The sequence below is a fragment of the Leclercia sp. Marseille-Q4284 genome (assembly GCF_916618945.1).
GTDB lineage: Bacteria > Pseudomonadota > Gammaproteobacteria > Enterobacterales > Enterobacteriaceae > Enterobacter > Enterobacter tamurae.
Window position 1 is genome coordinate 895,280 of the sequence record NZ_CAKAKG010000001.1, and the last position, 19,650, is coordinate 914,929.

Here is a 19,650-nt window from a genome sequence, read left to right on the forward strand (position 1 = left end):
CTGTGACCACCAGGCCACACTCGTCGTTCAGCATTGTCTTTATCCTTGGCCTGCTGGCCATGCTGATGCCGCTGTCCATCGACATGTATCTGCCCGCGCTGCCGGTGATCGCTGAGCAATTTGGCGTCCCGGCGGGTAGCGCACAAATGACCCTCAGCACCTATATCCTCGGCTTTGCCCTCGGCCAGCTGCTGTACGGACCGATGGCCGACAGCCTGGGCCGCAAACCGGTGGTGCTGGGCGGGACGCTGGTGTTTGCCGTTGCCGCAGCGGCCTGTGCGATGGCGCAGTCCATCGATCACCTGATTGTGATGCGTTTCTTCCACGGCCTGGCGGCCGCGGCGGCCAGCGTGGTGATCAACGCCCTGATGCGTGATATCTACCCGAAAGAAGAGTTCTCCCGCATGATGTCATTCGTCATGCTGGTCACCACCGTTGCGCCGCTGGTAGCCCCGATGGTCGGTGGCGCGGTGCTGGTGTGGTTCAGCTGGCACGCGATTTTCTGGATCCTGGCGCTGGCGGCCCTGCTGGCCTCGGCGATGATCTTCTTCTTTATTAAGGAAACTCTGCCCGCTGAGCATCGACAGAAGTTTCATATCCGCACCACTCTCGGTAACTTTGCCTCACTGTTTCGCCATAAGCGCGTGCTGAGCTATATGCTGGCCAGCGGCTTCAGCTTTGCCGGGATGTTCTCCTTCCTCAGCGCCGGGCCGTTTGTCTACATCGAGCTTAACCACGTCTCCCCGCAGCATTTTGGCTACTACTTTGCGCTGAACGTGGTGTTCATCTTTGTGCTGACCATGATTAACAGCCGCTTCGTCCGCAAGGTGGGGGCGCTGAACATGTTCCGCATCGGACTGTGGATCCAGTTCGTGATGGCGGTGTGGATGGTGGTGACTGCCTTCTTCGACGTCGGCTTCTGGACGCTGGTGGTGGGTATCGCGGCGTTTGTCGGCTGTATCTCGATGGTGTCGTCTAACGCGATGGCGGTGATCCTCGACGAGTTCCCGCATATGGCCGGGACCGCCTCCTCCCTGGCGGGCACTTTCCGCTTCGGCATTGGCGCCATTGTTGGGGCGCTGCTGTCGCTCGCGACCTTTACCAGCGCCTGGCCGATGCTCTGGTCAATTGCGTTGTGCGCCACCGGCTCAATTCTGTTCTGCCTCTACGCCAGTCGGCCCCGAAAAGCGGTGAAATAACGCACAAGAAAGGGTCCCGATGGGGCCCTTTTTTGATTCGGGTCAATCAAAACTGGTTTCTCTGAGGCCATGTTTGTTTCTTTTATGTAAAATATATTTGTGTAAATAGTCACAGCTTTGTACCTAAAAAGGTTGTGTTAGATCACAGAAACGGGTACATATAGCGCCGCTATCGATCTGAAACACTGACTAAAAGCCCTGATAAATAAGACGCCAGAGCCCGCAGGAACTGGGTGTAAGCGTTTTCTTACTCAAAACAGAGCAAGTGTTTAATGATGTGTTACTATAAATGTAAATAGATTGTGAAGTATATTGTGCTTCCGGGGAACAGACGTGAATACATTACAGCTCTCCATTATTCATCGCTTGCCGCAAAGCTATCGCTGGTCGGCGGGTTTTGCAGGCTCGAAGGTTGAACCGATTCCGCAAAATGCCGCGAACGGTGACAACTGTCTGGTGGCGCTCAAGCTGCTGGGCCCGGAAGAGGGCAACGCATGGCCGGTGATGGAAAAACTGAGTCAGGCCCTGACCGATATTGAGCTTTACAGCTCGGTCCTGGAGTGCGAAGGCGAGCCGTGCCTGTTCGTGAAAAGTCAGGATGAGTTCGCGGCGACCTGCCGCCTGAAAAACTTCGGGGTGGCGATCGCCGAATCCGTAGCAGGTCAGGCTCCTGTCTGAGCGTCAGCGTAACGCTAACAGCTGACGCGTATACGCCTGCGTCGGCGCGGCAAACACGCGCTGACACTCCCCTTGCTCGACCACCTCTCCCTGCCGTAACACAATCACCTGGTGACACAGCGCCCTGACCACCTGTAAATCGTGGCTGATAAAGATGTAGGCCAGCCGGTGCTTCTCCTGCAGATTTTTCAGCAAGGCCAGGATTTGCGCCTGCACGGTTTTATCCAGCGATGAGGTCGGTTCATCCAGAATAATCAGCTCCGGGCGCAGGATCAGCGCGCGGGCAATGGCGATGCGCTGGCGCTGGCCGCCGGAAAAGGCAGCCGGATAACGATGCCGGGTCTGCGGATCCAGTCCCACTTCGCCCATCACCCGAATGACCTCCTCTTCACGCGCCTGCGCGCTGAGGTCAGGCTGATGCACCCGTAGCCCCTCCTCAATAATTTGCTGTACGTTGAGACGCGGATTCAGGGAGGAGTTCGGATCCTGAAACACCACCTGTATCCGGTGGCGGACGGGCAACATCTGTCGGCGATCCCAGCGGTGCAGCGGCTGGCCGTCAAACATAATTTCCCCTTTCGAGGCGATCAGGCGCAGCAGCGCCAGCCCGGTCGTACTCTTCCCGGAGCCGGACTCACCCACCAGTCCCAGGGTTTCTCCGGGGCGCAGCGTGAAGCTGACGTTGTTCAGCACCTGCTTATTATCCACCACCCGACGCAAAAGGCCTTTGCGCACCGGAAACGCCACGGACAGATCTTTTACGCTCAGCAGCGGTTGTGCCGTATCCGGCAGCGGAACGGGATCCCCGTCAGGTTCGCTGTTAAGCAGCCGCTGGGTGTAGGGATGCTGCGGGGCAGCTAACAGCGTCGCGGCCCGGTTCTGCTCCACGCAGCGGCCGCTCTGCATCACCGCTACCCGGTCGGCCAGCTTTTTTACGATGCTGAGGTTGTGGGTGATAAACAGCAGGCTCATATTCAGCTCGTCGCGCAGCTCGCGTAACAGCTGGAGGATCTGCGCCTGCACCGTAACATCCAGGGCGGTGGTGGGTTCATCGGCGATCAGTAATTCCGGGCGGGTCAGCAGCGCCATGGCAATCATTACCCGCTGGCGTTCACCACCGGAGAGCTGATGGGGAAAATCCGCCAGCCTTTTGGCGGCGTTGCGGATCCCGGTGCGCTCAAGGCAGTCGAGCATCTCTCCGCGGGCCGCCTCCTTACGCATCCCACGATGCAGGGAGAGCACCTCGTAGAGCTGTTTTTCGAGGGTATGCAGCGGGTTCAGCGACACCATCGGCTCCTGGAAAATCATGGCGATCTTGTTGCCCCGTACCCCGCGCAGGGTGCGCTCGTCAGCATGCAGCAGCGACTGGCCGTGAAACAGGATATCGCCCTGCGGGTAGACCACCGGCGGGGCGGGGAGCAGGCGCAGCACGGAGAGGGCGGTGACGCTCTTCCCGGAACCCGATTCCCCCACCAGCGCCAGCGTCTCCCCGGCATCGATTTGCAGGGAAATATCATTCACCACGGTGCGCAGCTCACCCTGCTGGCGAAAGGCAATGGAGAGGGCGTCAATATGAAGCAGAGGCTGGGTCATCTTACACCGCCTTATTCGGATCAAAGGCATCGCGGACCGCTTCGCCAATAAAAATCAGCAACGAAAGCAGCACGGCGACGGAGAGAAAACCGGCAATCCCGAGCCACGGCGCCTGCAGGTTGTTTTTGCCCTGTAACAGCAGCTCGCCCAGCGACGGCGACCCCAGCGGCAACCCGAAGCCGAGGAAATCGAGCGAGGTGAGGGTGGTGATGGAGCTACACAGAATAAACGGCAGGAAGGTCAGGGTGGCCACCATGGCGTTCGGCAGCATGTGGCGGAAAATGATCCCGCGATCGCTTACCCCCAATGCCTGGGCGGCGCGGATGTAGTCGAAGTTACGGGTGCGCAGGAACTCGGCCCGCACCACGCCCACCAGCGCCATCCAGCCAAAGAGTACCGTGATCGCCAGCAGCCACCAGAAGTTGGGCTGCACCACGCTGGAGAGCAGAATGATCAGGAACAGCGTCGGCATGCCGGACCAGACTTCGATAAATCGCTGCCCCCAGAGGTCAATTTTGCCGCCGTAGTAGCCCTGAATCGCCCCGGCCAGTACCCCCATCACACTGGAAAACAGGGTCAGCAGCAGGCCAAACAGAATCGAGATCCGCGTCCCGTAGAGAATGCGCGCCAGCACGTCCCCGCCGTTGGCATCGGTACCCAGCCAGTTTTGCGCCGAAGGCGGAGACGGGAACGGGGTGGTGGTGGCAAAGTTAATGCTGGTGGCACCAAAGCGGACCGGGGTCCAGAGCACCCAGCCGTGGTTGTTGAGCTGCGCCTGTAACCACGGGTCCTGATAATCCGCCGCAGTGGCGAAAGGGCCACCGAAGTCGCTTTCGCTGTACGTTTTCACCACCGGGACGTACCAGCGATCGTTAAAGTGCACCAGCAACGGCTTGTCGTTGGCAATCAGCTCTGAGCACAGGCTGAGGAGGAAAAACAGGGCGAAAATCCACAGCGACCAGTAGCCGCGGCGATTGGCCCGAAAGCGAGCCCAGCGGGCCTGGTTGATGGGGCTTAAGCGCGGCATCAGCGACCCTCAAAATCAATGCGTGGATCGACCAGCGTATAGCAGATATCACTGAGGATATTCAGCAGCAGGCCAATCAGGGTGAAAATATAGAGCGTGCCAAACATCACCGGGTAATCCCGCGAGACGGTGGCCTCGTAGCCGAGTAGCCCCAGACCGTTGAGAGAGAACATCACCTCAATGAGCAGGGAGCCGGTAAAGAACATGCTGATAAAGGTGGCCGGGAAGCCGGCGATCACCAGCAGCATGGCGTTACGAAAAATATGTTTCCACAGGATGCCTCGCTCGCTCACCCCTTTGGCGCGGGCGGTGACCACGTACTGCTTGCGGATCTCGTCGAGGAAGGCGTTTTTGGTCAACATGGTCAGGGCCGCAAAGCCGCCAATCACCGTCGCCAGCACCGGCAGGGTGATGTGCCACAGATAATCGGTGATCTTCTTGTACCACGGCAGAGTGCTAAAATCGGTCGACACCAGCCCGCGCAGCGGGAAGAGGTCGAAATAACTCCCCCCGGCAAAAAAGACGATCAGCAGCACGGCAAAGAGGAACGCCGGGATCGCATAGCCAATAATAATGAAGGTGCTGCTCCAGATATCGAACCGACTGCCGTTATACATCGCTTTGCGGATGCCGAGCGGGATCGAGACCAGGTAGATAATCAGGGTTCCCCACAGCCCCAGGGTGATGGACACCGGCAGGCTCTCTTTGATCAGATGCAGCACCGAGGCGCTACGAAACAGGCTGTCGCCAAAATCAAAGCGCAGATAGTCCCCCAGCATTTTGAAGTAGCGTTCGTGGATCGGTTTATCAAAGCCGTAGCGCTGGGTGATCTCGGCGATCACCTCCGGATCGAGGCCGCGCCCGCCGCGATAGTGGCTCTCATTGATATTGCCCACCCCGGTGCGGGCGTGGCTGGCGCGCATCCCTTCATCGCCCCCGCCGGGCATCGACCCGCTGTTGCCGAACTCGATGGCGGCAATCGCCTGATCCACCGGGCCGCCCGGGGCGATCTGCACGATAAAAAAGTTGATGGTGATAATCGCCCACAGGGTGGGGATTATCAGCAGTAAACGACGAAGTAAATAAGCGCCCATTGCGTATCCTTAACGCCGCTCGGCGGGTAATTTCGCCGCTTTGTTAACGTCATACCACCAGTTTTCAAACCCGAGCGCATAGACCGGGCGCTGGGCCGGCAGGGCGAATTTATCCCAGCGGGCTACCCGGTCCTGGGCCATAAACCACATTGGCAGCATGTAATAGTTCCAGGTCAGGACCCGATCCAGCGCCCGCCCGAGGGGCAGCAGCTTCTCTTTATCGCCCTGTGCGGCAACGATTTGCGCAATCAGGGCGTCGATGGCCGGGTTTTTCACCCCCGGCGCATTATAGGTTGAATCAATGTATTCCGAGGACCAGGAGATCTGCAGGTCAGTCCCGGGCCAGGGCATCGCCCGCCACAGGCGCGGCATCATATCGTAATCACGGTTGCGCATGCGGTTGGTGGCTTGCGAATTATCCACCTGGCGGATGTTCATGGTAATGCCCAGCCGTTCAAGATTGTGCTGGAACGGTAGCACCCACTGGTTATTACCGCCCGAGGGCAGCAGCAGCTCAAAGCTGAGCGGTTTGCCGGTTTGCTTGTTGACCCGCCGCTTATTTTTGATCTCCCAGCCAGCCTCGTCCAGCAGCTGACTGGCTTTCAGCAGGTTATTACGATCGTAGCCATCGCCCTTTGAGACCGGCGGTTGGAAGACGGTGGTAAACACCTCGGCGGGGATCGCGCTTTTCAGCGGGGCGAGGAGGGTCAGTTCCGCGGCATCCGGGTATCCCTTTGCCGCGTACTCTGTATTCTGAAAATAGCTGTTAACCCGGCTGTAGGCGCCATAGAACAGCGCCTTGTTCATCCACTCAAAATCAAAGGCGAGGGTAATGGCCTGGCGAACACGGCGATCGCTGAATACCGGGCGCTGAATATTAAACGCCAGCCAGCGCGTATCCTGAGCGGAGTCGTTTTTCAGCGCCTCTTTCACGATAAAGCCGCGGTCAAAGTTTTTCCCGATGTAGCGCGTGGCCCAGTTTTTGGCGCTGCTCTCCACCCGCATATCAAAGGCACCCGCTTTGAAGGCTTCGAAGGCCACGTTATCGTCCAGATAGTAGTCGTAGCGCAGGGTGTCAAAATTCCAGCGGCCCCGGTTCACCGGCAGGTTGGCCGCCCAGTAATCCTTCACCCTGGAGTAGATCAGATACTGGCCCATCCGCCAGCGGGTGATGCGGTACGGCCCGCCAGCCAGCGGTGGGGTGGCGAGCGGATCGCTGAGCTTGTGATCTTTCCAGAACTTTTCAGGCATCACCGGCAGGGTCAGCAGGCTCAGCATATCCTCTTTATTGGGTTTGGTCAGCGTAATGCGCACCGTCAGCGGGGCGATGGCCGTCACCGTGGCCCCTTTATAGACCAGCCGGAACTGCGGCACCCCTTCGGTCATAAATTTATGGAAGGTGAAGGCCACGTCGCTGGCCTTCACCGGCGTGCCGTCATGAAAGCGCGCCAGCGGGTTGATGGTCAGCTCCATCCACGAAAAATCATCGGCGTAGCGTGCCTGCTCTGCTACCAGCGGATAGTAGCTGCCGGGCTCATCGTCAGAGGTGGTGAAGAGGGTATCGTAGAGGGCGTCGGTGCGCTCGGCCGCCACGCCGCGCAGGGCGTAGCGGTTGAAGTTGTCGAAGGTACCAATGGCCGCCAGGGTGACGCTGCCCCCTTTCGGCGCAGCGGGGTTGACGTAATCGTAATGATCGAAGTTGATGGCGTATTTCGGCTCGCCAATCACCGCGAACGCGTAGCTCTCTTTGATGGTTTGCGCCTGGCTGAGCCCACTCATCATCGCCATCAGCAGCACTATTATGCGCACAATCATTCCGCTACGTTTTCCTCTTACACTCTGGCCGGGCCGGATACCTGAATAATAAGTGACGTAGCGGTGGTTGGGAAATTATTCGCTGTCGGGATGTATATCCGGTTTCCAGGTCATAAGCTGCTCCAGGCGCATCGGGCGGCTGATCCAGTAGCCCTGAAGCATATTGACGCCGTGATCGCGCAGCCATTTCGCCTGCTCGGGGGTCTCGACACCTTCGGCGATGGTCACCATATTCAGCCGCCGGGCGAGGGTCAGCACCGTGTCCAGCACCGGGGAGGTGACGGTCTCCATGCCGATGGCGTTGACGAAGCCCCGGTCGATTTTGAGATAGTCCATGGTGAAACGCTCAAGGTAGATCAGGGCGCTGTGCCCGGTCCCAAAGTCATCTACCGCGATTTCAAACCCTTCCAGATGCAGCCACTCAAACAGCTTCGTCGCTTCCCGCTGATTCAGCATATCGCGCTCGGTAATTTCGAGCACAATCTGGAAATGATCTGGCGGCAGCGAGGCGGCGAATTTGCGCATATCGTCCTTGAAGCTGTCGGCATGCAGATGGCCCGGCGAGATATTAATCCCCAGCTTGGAACCCGGCGGGAGGCATTTTTTCAGCGCCGGGGCGTCGCGCAGGATCAGGTCAAAGAGATGCAGCGTCAGTGGCACAATTAATTTCTGCGCTTCCGCAAAGCTAATAAAGGCATCAGGCGGGATCTCCCCGGCGCCGGGATGGTGCCAGCGCATCAGCACCTCCACGCCGCCCGGCTGTAGAGTAACCGCATCCACGACCGGCTGATAGACCACGTGAAACTGGTTCTGCTTAATGGCGGTGAGGATCTCTTTCCGCGGATTGGCGCGGTTCATCAGCCCGTAGAAACAGAGCACCCCAATGCTGGAGCCACACATCAGCCCAAACAGCAGCGCAAATTGCAAATCGGCCAGCGTCCAGGTTTCGGCGTACAGATGAATGGTGAGCGGCAGCCCCTCAATCTGGCTGGCGCGCGCAGGGTGTTCCTTCAGGTCCGAAACAGGGATTAACTGGTTTGAATAGGTCGAAAAAGCGGTCTTGCCGATAATAAGGGCAATACCGGCAAATTCATCCTGGCGGGCGGTATATAACAGATAGGGGGTCAGGTTGAGATTAATAGAGGTAAATACCCCGCCGTTATCCAGCAGCGGATTTCGGTGCCATAACACAATGGCCGGTTTTTTCGGCATCATCGGCGTACCGGGCAGCAGGACCATATCGACCTCTTTACTAATGTCGATATCCGGCACCAGCTCGCTGAGGGGCACATGCAATGGCCCGGTAGCTGACGAGCAGAAGGCGATTTTATCTTTTACCAGCAGGAAGGCCCGGACGTTAAGGCTGAATGCGGCGCGGGAAGTTAGTTCGGCGCTGACTTCGTGGCACTGGCTTAAGGTCAGCGGCTGCAATTCATCAACTGAGATGCGCAGCTCTTTAAAATAATCGGCCATGTAGTCATGGAGGTCGGTAATCAGATTATCGTATTTCACTTCCCGTTTGTGATAACTGAAAAAAAACTGCATACCGCCGCAGAGCAGGGCGACAATAAGACCGACAAGGACGCTGAGCATCAGCACTCTTCGACGGGTTGATAAATGGCGGGTAAACATAAATGTTATCGGATCCTGATGTGCCGCCCGCGTTATCATGACGGCTAAACTCACGCAACTATCAGACTATAGCCTGGAACGGCCAGACCTGATTTCCATGTTGAGGTACAAAAAAAAAGCACTGCATAAGCAGTGCTTTTTTACCATGCTGTCAGTCAAGGGAAACGGACAGCACAGGCGGTTAACTGCGAGTCAGTACACGGCGCGCTTCATTGTAGCGCTTTTTCCAGTACGGTTCGTTCATACTGGAGATAGTCACACCACTGCTGGTGGACGCGTGGACAAACTGGTCGTTACCAATATAGATGCCGACATGACGGCCGGTAGAACCCGCACGGAACAGCACTAAATCGCCGGTGCGTAAGCTGCTACGCGAGATCGATTTGCCCATTTCCTGTTGTTGATAGGTCGAACGCGGAAGTTCTAAACCAAACTGCTCGCGGAAAGTACGTTGTACGAAACCGGAACAATCAATCCCTTTACGTGTATCGCCGCCCAGGCGATAGCGCACGCCCTTCCAGCTAGCATACTGGTCCATTAATCGGGATTTAATATCCAGATTGCTGACCATTTTTTCAAATTCATCCTGAGAAGCTTGCAGTGAAGAGGCGTCTTCCGACCCCACAACACGCGTCTCAGGATGCATATTCTTTGCGGTATTCGATGCGCTACAAGCTGAAAGCAGAACCGCTACTGCAATCGCCGGGATCACCCGTGAGAAGTATCTCAAGATCGGTTGAGATTTGACCATGTTGTTTATTATCCCTTGAAGTCCTTAACGACAAATATCGTTATAAAAAATGCCAAGCGAGACGAGACTAAATACCTGCGCACTATCAGACAATTCTTTATGGTCAAATCTGTGGCGAATCGCACAAATTTATTTACAACGATAATAATTGCAGCGCTGAGGTAAAACGAGTCTGAGAGTACCCGATCGGGACGGTCATTGCGAGAAAAAATATCCTTTTTTTTATAAGAAAATGTGATACCGAAAGTGAGCAACCGGCAAAGCAATATGGCGGCTTAATTTAGGTTAAGTATTGAACAACGTGTTAATTTCTAACGTTATTACTATTACAGTAAGATGACAGTGGGGAGGGATGCAGGAAGATAATCAATCAGGGATTGGTGATAATCCCTGACTGAAACTATTAATTTTGGTTAGAAATTTGTTTTAAGATTGTTGAATTACCCGGGGCAGATAGCGATCAAATAAGCCTATTAAGCGATCGCTTAAGGGGGTCATCAGACACCAGGGAAGCCCAATCAACGCCACTGAAAGGGATCCGACGGCAATATCGCTGAACCAGTGCGCGCCAATCATTACCCGCGGGAAAGAGAAAAACATAAAAATAATCAGGGCTAATGCGAAAGTCTTATGACCAAAATAGCGCCACATAAAGGCGGTGAAAATAAGCAGCATCATGCCATGATCGCCCGGGAAACTGTCCTTCGAGGCGTCTTTTGTCGAAATATGCAGCAATTCACTGACGCGGTAGATATCCGGGAAAAATAGCGTCGGACTCGAGCGTTTCACCGGAATAAGAGCCTGTGCCAGCTGGTTCAAGACCACTGCCGTCAGCAGCATCACCAGGCCGATCATCAGAATACGCCGCCGCCCGGCAGCACTCTCGTTGCGCCAGAAGGTGAGCATCAGGTAGCCCATCGCCAGCAGGGAGCAGACGTCAAAGGCCCGGTTATTGGTGATCGCCACCAGCCACAGGAAGGCGCGACTCTCTGCCAGTTGCTGGTTAAAGAAGTGAAATATCCCGCTATCCAGCGGGAACCAGAAACCGTGGTTGACCGGCAGATACCAGGATAAAAAGAGCGCCAGGCCAGCGAGGTTGAGCAATAAAATGGGAATTAGTCGGGTTTTCATCATCATGCCCTGAGCTGTCAAAACAGGCAACGTTAGTCGCCCGAACCTAAACGAAGCTTCAACAAGCTCGACTGTAGGGCGTTCCAGTCGGTGTTAACCGCACTAATTAACTCTATTCGGCTATCCGGCGGCGTGACACCCTGGGTTTCGATGTGAAAATCGGCCCCCTGGCGATTGACCTGTAACAGCCCCTCGGGAATACGCATCACCCCCTTCACGCGGTCGACCGGTGCCAGCCGGACCCACTCCAGCAAACCGATGGTGTCGAAGCAGGTGTCGGCATCGAATACCCAGCCGCAGGCCTGATGCCCCTGGCCGCTGTTCAGGCTGCGACGCCAGCGCTGGTGAGCAGGCAGGCTCAGCGCGGCCAGACCCTGTTTTTCGCCGTGGCTGTGGGCATGGGCAGCGCTGGCGGACAACGCCTGCAGATTACGCCGCGGCAGGTCAAGCAGGGCATTATCGATATTCCCCTGGGTGGTGTGCGAGAGCTGACGTTCACCGCCGAAGTGCTGCCACCAGATATCCAGCGCGGCACGGCTTTCCGCGGTGGCGCGATCCTCTTTATTGGCAATGATGATGTCGGCAGCGGCAAGCTGATCGCGGAAATTCTCGTTCTGGACATATTTTTCGTCCAGCAGCTGACGCGGGTCGAGCAGGCACAGGGTGGCGCGCAAATCGATCCACGGCTCATAGACCGGGGCGGTCAGCAGGTCGAGGATCTGCTTCGGATGGCCCAGCCCGGTGGGTTCAATCAGCAGCCGGTCGGGCTTGCCCTGACGCAGCAGGGTGTTCAGCCCCACCTGCATCGGCAGGCCGTTCACGCAGCACATACATCCCCCCGGGATCTCCTTCACCAGCGCCCCGTTATCGGCCAGCAGGGCGCCATCAATGCCGATCTCGCCAAATTCATTGACCAGCACGGCCCATTTTTCACCGGGATCTTTATTCGCCAGCAGGTGCAGTATCGACGTGGTTTTCCCGCTGCCGAGAAAGCCAGTAATGAGATTGGTTTTAGTCACAGGTGCTCCAGGGGTGATAAATGTAATGCTATAACAATTATCAGTAATCCTGCCGCAAAAAAACAGCCCTGGGAAGGGGGAGGGCGAACGGGAGACGTCCCGCTCGCCTGAAACGCACCGGTTAACCCTGGAGCGTATCGATAATGGCCTGGCGGGCGCCCGACTGGCGGATGCGCTGGTAAGCCGCGGTAACGGCATCCACGAACTGCGGATCCTGCGGCAGGTCGGTGCCAAAGATTTCACTCAGCGCCAGCAGGGCGGTGACGCGCTCCTCTTCGCTGCTGGTCTCAACAATGGCGCGAATTTTATCGCTCAGCGGATCGCGGACATCAATGGCATTACCCGCATCATCCACGCCACTGACGTAACGCATCCAGCCCGCAACCCCGAGGGCCAGCAGCGGCCAGGCGGTATCGCGCTGGCGGTGGAGACGAATACTCTCCAGCATCCGCTGCGGCAGCTTCTGGCTACCGTCCATCGCAATCTGCCAGGTGCGGTGCTGCAGCGCCGGATTGGCGAAGCGGTCAATCAGGCTGTCGGCGTAGGCGGTCAAATCCACCCCGGTAATGCGCAGCGTCGGAGCCTGTTCTTCAAGCATCAGGCGACGGGCGGCGTCACGCAGGGCGCTGTCCGCCATGCAGTCGTTGATATGGGCAAAACCGGCCAGATAGCCGAGATAAGCCAGGAACGAATGGCTGCCGTTGAGCATGCGCAGCTTCATCTGCTCCCACGGCAGGACGTCCTGCACCATCTGCACGCCAGCCACTTCCCACTCCGGACGACCGGCGACGAAATTGTCCTCGATCACCCACTGGATAAAGGGCTCACAGCTGATAGCGCACGGATCTTCAACCCCCACTTCACGGGCGATTTCGGCCAGCGAGTCGTCGGTGGCGGCGGGTACGATCCTGTCCACCATGGTGCCCGGGAAGCTGACGTTGGCGGCGATCCACTCTGCCAGCTCTGGAGAACGCTTATGGGCCATCCCCAGCACCGCGTTTTTCACCACGTGGCCGTTATCAGGGATGTTATCGCAGGAGAGCACGCTGAACGGGGTCAGACCGCGCTCGCGACGGCGATGCAGGGCTTCGACGAGGATCCCCGGCGCGGAGTGCGGCGCATCGGGATGGTCAAGATCGTGAATAATTCGTTCATTGCGGGTATCGAGCTTGCCGGTGGCCGGATCGATGCAGTAACCCTTTTCGGTGATAGTCAGCGAGACAATCGCCACCTGCGGCTCGCAAAATTTCTCGATAATGGCCGCCAGCGAATCAAGCTTAGCGTTCAGGCATTCATGAACCGCCCCGACGATAATCGGCTGATTACCCTCAGCGCCTTTTTCCAGCACCGTAAACAGGTGATCCTGCGCGCGCAGCTGGCTCATCAGCGTATCGCCGCTAAACAGGCTAATCTCACATATCCCCCAGTCGCCGCCGTTGGCGTTGAGCACCCGATCGGTCAGGAGCGCCTGATGCGCGCGATGAAAGGCACCAAAGCCGAAATGGACGATACGGGAGCGTAATGCCTGGCGATCGTACTGCGGCTGTAACACGTGAGCGGGTAGCGCGGTGGAGGCAACTGTCTTCATGAAATAAACACCTGATTAACCATTAATTAACAATGCCAGTGTAAAGTTATATGACAGCAAATTGAATTGGTGAGCCGTAATTATCCGGGAACTGTGAGATGGATCAATCAATATAGCGAGACACATTGACCTGCCTGGTCAGGCATGTATGGTAGTCGTCATCTCGGTAGATAATATTGGTATAACAACTTTAGAGGGTGAATCAATGGAACAAACCTGGCGTTGGTACGGGCCGAAAGACCCGGTTTCTCTTGATGATGTGCGTCAGGCTGGCGCAACGGGCGTCGTCACCGCACTGCACCATATTCCCAACGGTCAGGTATGGCCAGTGGAAGAGATTAAAGCGCGTCAGGCGCTGCTGGCAGAGAAAGGGCTGACCTGGTCGGTGGTGGAAAGTATCCCGGTTCACGAAGAGATCAAAACCCACTCCGGCGACTACCAGACCTGGATTGCCAACTACCAGCAGAGCATCCGCAACCTGGCGGCCTGCGGGATTGATACCGTGTGCTACAACTTTATGCCGATCCTCGACTGGACGCGTACCGACCTGGAATATGAACTGCCGGACGGCTCAAAAGCGCTGCGTTTTGACCAGATCGCCTTTGCCGCCTTCGAGCTGCACATCCTGAAGCGTGACGGCGCAGCGGCAGATTACACCGCCGAAGAGCAGCAGCAGGCTCAGGTGTGGTTCGACAATGCCAGCGATGCCGATATTGAAAAACTGACCCGTAACATCATCGCCGGCCTGCCGGGTGCGGAAGAGGGCTACACCCTCGACCAGTTCCGCGCGCGTCTGGCGGAGTATGGCAACATCGACAAAGCCCAGCTGCGGGAAAACATGGCCGTCTTCCTGCGCGCCATCGTGCCGGTGGCGGAAGAGGCGGGCGTACGTCTGGCGATCCACCCGGACGATCCTCCGCGTCCGATCCTCGGCCTGCCGCGTATTGTCTCCACTATTGAGGACATGCAGTGGCTGAAAGAGACGGTGGACAGCATCAACAACGGCTTCACCATGTGTACCGGCTCCTACGGCGTGCGTGCCGATAATGACCTGGTGCAGATGATTGAAACCTTTGGCGACCGGATCCACTTCACCCACCTGCGGGCCACCTGCCGGGAAGATAACCCGAAAACCTTCCACGAAGCGGCGCACCTTGGCGGCGACGTGAACATGGTGGCGGTAGTCGATGCGATTCTGCGTGAGGAGCAGCGCCGTAAGCAGGCAGGCGATCTGCGTCCTATTCCATTCCGTCCGGATCACGGGCACCAGATGCTGGACGATCTGCGTAAGAAAACCAACCCGGGTTACTCGGCGATTGGGCGTCTGAAAGGGATGGCCGAGGTGCGCGGCGTGGAGCTGGCGCTGAAGATGACCAAATATCCTGAGCTGCTGTAAGAGGTATTGCCGGGTGGCGCTGCGCTTACCCGGCCTACAAAAAACCGGCCAATGAGCCGGTTTTTTTATGCCTGCTTTTGTAGGCCGGGTAAGGCGAAGCCGCCACCCGGCGCAAACAGCACTCTGTTAGTCAGCACGACCCATATAGCGTTTTTCTTCGATATGGATGCGGATCTTCTCGCCTGCGGAGAGGTATTCCGGCACCTGCACCACCAGACCGGTAGTCAGGGTTGCTGGTTTGTTACGTGCGGAAGCGGAAGCACCTTTGATGCCTGGTGCGGTTTCCACGATCTCCAGATCGACGGTCTGCGGCAGTTCCAGTGCCAGCAGCACGCCATCCCAGGTCAGAACCTGCATATCCGGCATTCCGCCTTCCGGGATAAACAGCAGCTCTTCTTCAATCTGATCTTTGGTGAAGATGTACGGGGTGTAATCTTCTTTATCCATAAATACGTATTCGTTGCCGTCAACGTAGGAGAAATCGACATAGCGACGGGTCAGGGTAACGGTATCCACGATATCGTCGCCTTTGAAACGCTCTTCAACTTTCAGACCGGTACGCACATCAGCAAAACGCATTTTGTACAGCGTTGCTGCGCCACGGGCGCTTGGTGCCTGAATATCGATGTCTTTCACAATCAGCAGCTTGCCGTTGTAATTCAGCACCATACCTTTCTTAATTTCGTTCGCTCTTGGCATTGCAATAATCCTGTTCACGGGAAGGTCAAAAATATCGCGTCAAAGTACTCGCGCGCGGCATTTCAGGCAAGTGGATTTCGTGGCTTTTGCTATCAATACGCAAAAGGTGTTACTGTGCGCGTCACGCCCGCGGGAGCGGCTTTCTTTCAGGTAAAGTACGTTTATGGATTGCCGTCCGGACTGCGGAGCATGTTGCACCGCCCCCTCCATCTCAAGTCCTATTCCCGGGATGCCCAACGGCAAGCCTGCTAACACCCCCTGCGTCCAGCTGGACGCGCAGCAGCGCTGCAAAATTTTCGGCTCGAGCTTGCGGCCGAAAGTCTGTGCCGGGCTCCAGCCGTCGCCTGAGATGTGCAGCACCTCGCGCGGGCAGGCCATGACCTGGCTGCTCGAACTCGAGGCGCTCACCGCGCCTTAAATATCTTTAATGCGCGTCAGGCAGAGCGTGGTGAGGATGCACATCCCCAGCGCAATCCAGAACACCGCATGATAGCTCCAGATCTCGGCCACTACCCCGGCCACCGAGCCGGCAATAATCCAGCCCACGCGGGTGGTATTGGTGTAGAGCGTCGTGGCGGCACCCGCCTGGCCCGGCATCAGATCCTGGAAGTAGAGCATGCCGATCCCGGCGAGAATGCCAATATAGATGGCATTCAGCAGCTGTAATCCCAGCAGCACCACCGGCGAGTGGGCGCTCAGCATCCCGACGTAAAACAGCAGGCCCGCAACGGCGGCAACGCGCATCAGGAAGCGCTTACCGAAGCGTTTAGCGTAGTAGCCTGCAATCAGCATCGTTGGGATCTCCAGCCCGGCGGCCGTGCCCATCATCACCCCGGCCAGCTTCTCGGACAGATGCAGCTCATTAATAATAAACAGCGGCATATTGATGATGTACAGGCTGTTGGTGCCCCACATTAAAGTGCAAACCGTAAACAGCAGCAGGGCGTCGCGACGGTTGCGGCGGGGGGATTCCAGCACCCCGGTGGCCAGCTTCGGCTCTTTGCGCATCGTCGGCAGGAAAAACCACACCATCGCCCCACAGACCACAAACGCCACCGCGGCGCTGAGATACATCGCCGTGAAACCAAATCCCATTGCCAGGGCGTAAGCCAGCGGCGGCCCGACCACCCATGCCAGTGACACCTGGGCACGCAGGATCGAGCTGAACATCACCGCCTCGCGGCCGGTATGGTCGGCATGCTCCCGGGCTAAGGCGAACAGCTGCGGGTTAGCGGTAGAGCCAAAGCTGCTGAGAAACACGCCGACAAACAGCAGCACGAAATAGTTACGGTTCCAGGCAAACAGCAGGCAGGCGAAAACGCCCATCAGGCAGCAAAAGACGATCAGCGATTTGCGGTCGCCTTTCTTGTCCGAACGTCCGGCCAGAAACTGGCTGACCAGGATGCCGATGATGGCACTCCCGGTAAAGAAGAAGCCGACCATGGCCGGACGGACATGCACCTCGTTGGTGAGGAACAGGCTCAGGGTAGGGGTTTGTAACGCCCCGGCAATCCCGGTGAGAAAGGCAACAATGAGAAATGCCGATGAGGTCAAATCAAATGACTTCGGAGAGGCAGCGGCGGGGGTCGTGTGCATGTTTCTGTATCAGTGATATGAAGAGAGGCGGAGTGTACGCCGCTTGTCAGAAAATAGACAGATATCCACACCCCTTACCCCACAAAAAATCAAAAAGGTATTTCATCCTGTCGCTGCGCTTGCTGAAGTTGCTGAAACCGAGCGGTGACTCGGTGTCGGAAGCGTGAATCTGAAGCAAAAATGTGCTGTAACTCTAAATTTTGCATGCTGAAATCAGCCATTACTTGCAAGGTAACGCGTAAAGCGCAAGACTTCTTGAAACGTTTCAGCGCTAATTGGTTTACCTAACCTAAACGGATTGGCGCCTTTTTTCACATTTAAGCTGAAACGATTCAATTTCAGCAGGAGTGGAGAACCATGTTCCAGTTATCCGTACAGGACATTCATCCCGGCGAACAGGCCGGTACTAAAGAAGAGGCTATCCGGCAGATCGCCGCCGCGCTGGTGCAGGCGGGCAACGTCGCCAACGGCTACGTTGACGGCATGCTCGCTCGTGAACAACAGACCTCAACCTTCCTTGGCAATGGCATCGCCATTCCACACGGCACCACCGATACCCGCGATCAGGTGCTGAAAACCGGCGTTCAGGTTTATCAGTTCCCGCAGGGCGTGCTCTGGGGCGAAGGCCAGGTGGCCTATGTCGCCATCGGGATTGCCGCCAGCAGCGATGAACACCTCGGCCTGCTGCGTCAGCTGACTCACGTCCTGAGCGATGACTCGGTGGCTGAACAGCTGAAATCCGCTACCACCGCTGAAGAGCTGCGCGCCTTGCTGATGGGTGAAAAACAGAGCGAAGCCCTGAAGCTGGATAACGACATGCTGACCCTCGACGTAGTGGCATCTGATCTGGTGACCCTGCAGGCGCTCAACGCCGGTCGCCTGAAAGAGGCCGGTGCGGTGGATACCGCCTTCGTGGCTCACGCTATTAACGATAAGCCGCTGAACCTCGGTCAGGGCGTCTGGCTGAACGACTGTGCTGAAGGCAACCTGCGCAGCGCTATCGCCGTCAGCCGTGCGGCCACGCCGTTCGATACTGCCGGTGAAAGTGCCGCTATGCTGGTTACCGTGGCGATGGCTGATGACCAGCCGGTTGAGGTGCTGAAGCGCCTGAGCGACCTCCTGCTGAACAAAAAAGCTGAACAACTGCTGAAAGCGGATGCCGCAACTCTGCTGGCGCTGCTGACCAGCGACGATGTGAATACCGATGAACTGCTGAGCGCCGAGTTTGTAGTGCGTAACGAACATGGTCTGCACGCGCGTCCGGGCACCATGCTGGTCAACACCATTAAGCAGTTCAACAGCGACGTTACCGTTACCAACCTCGACGGCAGCGGGAAGCCGGCCAACGGCCGCAGCCTGATGAAGGTTGTCGCGCTGGGCGTGAAGAAAGGCCATCGCCTGCGTTTCACCGCGCAGGGTGCGGATGCTGAACAGGCGCTGAAAGCGATTGGCGAGGCCATCGCGGCCGGTCTGGGGGAGGGCGCATAATGAGCAGACGTGTTGCCACCATTACGCTGAACCCGGCTTACGACCTCGTGGGCTTTTGCCCGGAAATTGAACGCGGCGAAGTGAACCTCGTGCGTACTACTGGCCTGCACGCGGCAGGTAAAGGGATTAACGTTGCGAAAGTGCTGAAGGATCTCGGGATCGACGTCACCGTCGGCGGATTCCTTGGCAAAGATAACCAGGATGGTTTCCAGCAGCTGTTCAGCGAGCTGGGGATCGCCAACCGTTTTCAGGTGGTGCAGGGCCGTACCCGTATCAACGTGAAAATGACCGAGAAAGATGGCGAAGTGACCGACCTGAACTTCTCCGGTTTCGAAGTCACCCAGGCCGACTGGGAGCGTTTCGTTAATGACTCCCTCACCTGGCTGGGCCAGTTCGACATGGTCTGCGTCAGCGGCAGCCTGCCGTCCGGCGTCAGCCCGGAAGCGTTCACCGACTGGATGACGCGCCTGCGCAGCCAGTGTCCGTGCATCATCTTTGACAGCAGCCGCGATGCGCTGGTGGCCGGTCTGAAAGCCGCGCCGTGGCTGGTGAAACCGAATCGTCGCGAACTTGAGATCTGGGCCGGCCGTAAGCTGCCAGAATTAAAAGACGTGATTGAAGCCGCCCATGCCTTACGTGAGCAGGGTATCGCTCATGTGGTGATCTCCCTGGGTGCCGAGGGCGCGCTGTGGGTTAACGCGTCCGGCGAGTGGATCGCCAAACCGCCGTCGATGGAAGTGGTCAGCACCGTGGGTGCCGGCGATTCGATGGTGGGCGGGTTGATTTACGGCCTGTTGATGCGTGAATCCAGTGAACATACGTTACGTCTTGCCACCGCCGTTGCTGCCCTGGCCGTCAGCCAGAGCAATGTCGGGATCACCGATCGTACCCAGTTAGCCGCGATGATGGCGCGCGTTGACTTGAAACCTTTTAACTGACAGCAG

The 19,650-nt window shown here is 57.2% G+C and carries 17 protein-coding genes; 6 read left to right on the top strand and 11 right to left on the bottom strand.

Annotated features, from left to right (window positions below; genetic code table 11):
* Positions 1-2 precede the first annotated feature (2 nt).
* Positions 3-1,199, top strand: a complete 1,197-nt coding sequence (locus tag LG383_RS04100) for a Bcr/CflA family multidrug efflux MFS transporter (protein ID WP_106995377.1) — start codon at positions 3-5, stop codon at positions 1,197-1,199.
* Between the two features lie 333 nt (positions 1,200-1,532).
* A complete protein-coding gene (locus tag LG383_RS04105; RefSeq protein WP_106995376.1) occupies positions 1,533-1,877 on the top strand; it encodes a YejG family protein in 345 nt (114 codons plus the stop codon).
* Between the two features lie 3 nt (positions 1,878-1,880).
* On the opposite strand, the gene yejF is transcribed toward LG383_RS04105, so the two are convergent.
* From yejF to LG383_RS04150, 9 genes are all read right to left on the bottom strand, one after another.
* Positions 1,881-3,470, bottom strand: coding sequence for a microcin C ABC transporter ATP-binding protein YejF (gene yejF / locus LG383_RS04110; RefSeq protein ID WP_225758385.1), 1,590 nt, complete (start codon positions 3,468-3,470; stop codon positions 1,881-1,883).
* 1 nt (position 3,471) lies between these two features.
* A complete protein-coding gene (locus LG383_RS04115) occupies positions 3,472-4,497 on the bottom strand; it encodes an ABC transporter permease (RefSeq protein ID WP_225758386.1) in 1,026 nt (341 codons plus the stop codon).
* A complete protein-coding gene (locus tag LG383_RS04120) occupies positions 4,497-5,591 on the bottom strand; it encodes a microcin C ABC transporter permease YejB (RefSeq protein ID WP_106995373.1) in 1,095 nt (364 codons plus the stop codon). Before LG383_RS04120 ends, LG383_RS04115 begins: the two co-directional genes overlap by 1 nt.
* 9 nt (positions 5,592-5,600) lie before the next feature.
* Positions 5,601-7,406: an extracellular solute-binding protein gene (locus tag LG383_RS04125; protein WP_225758387.1), complete on the bottom strand. Its 1,806-nt coding sequence runs from the start codon at positions 7,404-7,406 to the stop codon at positions 5,601-5,603.
* Positions 7,407-7,481: 75 nt separating this feature from the next.
* Positions 7,482-9,038 (bottom strand): cyclic di-GMP phosphodiesterase, encoded by a 1,557-nt coding sequence (locus tag LG383_RS04130; protein ID WP_225758388.1) that lies wholly within the window; start codon positions 9,036-9,038, stop codon positions 7,482-7,484.
* 181 nt (positions 9,039-9,219) lie between these two features.
* A complete protein-coding gene (gene mepS / locus LG383_RS04135) occupies positions 9,220-9,789 on the bottom strand; it encodes a bifunctional murein DD-endopeptidase/murein LD-carboxypeptidase (RefSeq protein WP_106995370.1) in 570 nt (189 codons plus the stop codon).
* A 426-nt stretch (positions 9,790-10,215) separates the two neighbouring features.
* Entirely contained in the window at positions 10,216-10,920 is a 705-nt protein-coding gene (locus tag LG383_RS04140; RefSeq protein ID WP_225758389.1) for a phosphatase PAP2 family protein, read from the bottom strand.
* Positions 10,921-10,952: 32 nt separating this feature from the next.
* Complete coding sequence (locus tag LG383_RS04145; RefSeq protein WP_106995368.1) at positions 10,953-11,939, bottom strand: GTP-binding protein; 987 nt, start codon at positions 11,937-11,939, stop codon at positions 10,953-10,955.
* A 121-nt stretch (positions 11,940-12,060) separates the two neighbouring features.
* Entirely contained in the window at positions 12,061-13,527 is a 1,467-nt protein-coding gene (locus LG383_RS04150; RefSeq protein WP_225758390.1) for a mannitol dehydrogenase family protein, read from the bottom strand.
* Between the two features lie 205 nt (positions 13,528-13,732).
* Between LG383_RS04150 and uxuA the strand changes: the two genes are divergently transcribed.
* Complete coding sequence (gene uxuA, locus LG383_RS04155) at positions 13,733-14,923, top strand: mannonate dehydratase (RefSeq protein ID WP_106995366.1); 1,191 nt, start codon at positions 13,733-13,735, stop codon at positions 14,921-14,923.
* A 126-nt stretch (positions 14,924-15,049) separates the two neighbouring features.
* Here uxuA and yeiP read toward each other — a convergent pair whose 3' ends face one another.
* The gene (gene yeiP / locus LG383_RS04160; protein WP_014884579.1) at positions 15,050-15,622 is read right to left on the bottom strand and encodes an elongation factor P-like protein YeiP; all 573 of its coding nucleotides are present in this window, start codon (positions 15,620-15,622) and stop codon (positions 15,050-15,052) included.
* A gap of 163 nt (positions 15,623-15,785) precedes the next feature.
* Between yeiP and LG383_RS04165 the strand changes: the two genes are divergently transcribed.
* Entirely contained in the window at positions 15,786-16,040 is a 255-nt protein-coding gene (locus tag LG383_RS04165; protein ID WP_166183005.1) for a YkgJ family cysteine cluster protein, read from the top strand.
* Here LG383_RS04165 and setB read toward each other — a convergent pair.
* Positions 16,037-17,218 (bottom strand): sugar efflux transporter SetB, encoded by a 1,182-nt coding sequence (gene setB / locus LG383_RS04170; protein ID WP_166183004.1) that lies wholly within the window; start codon positions 17,216-17,218, stop codon positions 16,037-16,039. The genes LG383_RS04165 and setB overlap by 4 nt on opposite strands.
* Positions 17,219-17,575: 357 nt before the next feature.
* Here setB and fruB point away from each other — a divergent pair, with 357 nt between their 5' ends.
* Entirely contained in the window at positions 17,576-18,706 is a 1,131-nt protein-coding gene (fruB, locus tag LG383_RS04175) for a fused PTS fructose transporter subunit IIA/HPr protein (RefSeq protein ID WP_166183003.1), read from the top strand.
* Positions 18,706-19,644, top strand: coding sequence for a 1-phosphofructokinase (gene fruK / locus LG383_RS04180; RefSeq protein WP_039031046.1), 939 nt, complete (start codon positions 18,706-18,708; stop codon positions 19,642-19,644). The genes fruB and fruK overlap by 1 nt, the downstream gene beginning before the upstream one ends.
* Positions 19,645-19,650: the final 6 nt, after the last annotated feature.

Coding starts and splice junctions, on each gene's coding strand:
- yejF (WP_225758385.1), bottom strand. CDS start 3,470: ATGACCCAGCCTCTGCTTCATATTGACGCCCTCTCCATTGCCTTTCGC.
- setB (WP_166183004.1), bottom strand. CDS start 17,218: ATGCACACGACCCCCGCCGCTGCCTCTCCGAAGTCATTTGATTTGACC.
- LG383_RS04115 (WP_225758386.1), bottom strand. CDS start 4,497: ATGCCGCGCTTAAGCCCCATCAACCAGGCCCGCTGGGCTCGCTTTCGG.
- fruB (WP_166183003.1), top strand. CDS start 17,576: ATGTTCCAGTTATCCGTACAGGACATTCATCCCGGCGAACAGGCCGGT.
- mepS (WP_106995370.1), bottom strand. CDS start 9,789: ATGGTCAAATCTCAACCGATCTTGAGATACTTCTCACGGGTGATCCCG.
- fruK (WP_039031046.1), top strand. CDS start 18,706: ATGAGCAGACGTGTTGCCACCATTACGCTGAACCCGGCTTACGACCTC.
- LG383_RS04140 (WP_225758389.1), bottom strand. CDS start 10,920: ATGAAAACCCGACTAATTCCCATTTTATTGCTCAACCTCGCTGGCCTG.
- LG383_RS04125 (WP_225758387.1), bottom strand. CDS start 7,406: ATGATTGTGCGCATAATAGTGCTGCTGATGGCGATGATGAGTGGGCTC.
- uxuA (WP_106995366.1), top strand. CDS start 13,733: ATGGAACAAACCTGGCGTTGGTACGGGCCGAAAGACCCGGTTTCTCTT.
- LG383_RS04165 (WP_166183005.1), top strand. CDS start 15,786: ATGGATTGCCGTCCGGACTGCGGAGCATGTTGCACCGCCCCCTCCATC.
- yeiP (WP_014884579.1), bottom strand. CDS start 15,622: ATGCCAAGAGCGAACGAAATTAAGAAAGGTATGGTGCTGAATTACAAC.
- LG383_RS04120 (WP_106995373.1), bottom strand. CDS start 5,591: ATGGGCGCTTATTTACTTCGTCGTTTACTGCTGATAATCCCCACCCTG.
- LG383_RS04130 (WP_225758388.1), bottom strand. CDS start 9,038: ATGTTTACCCGCCATTTATCAACCCGTCGAAGAGTGCTGATGCTCAGC.
- LG383_RS04150 (WP_225758390.1), bottom strand. CDS start 13,527: ATGAAGACAGTTGCCTCCACCGCGCTACCCGCTCACGTGTTACAGCCG.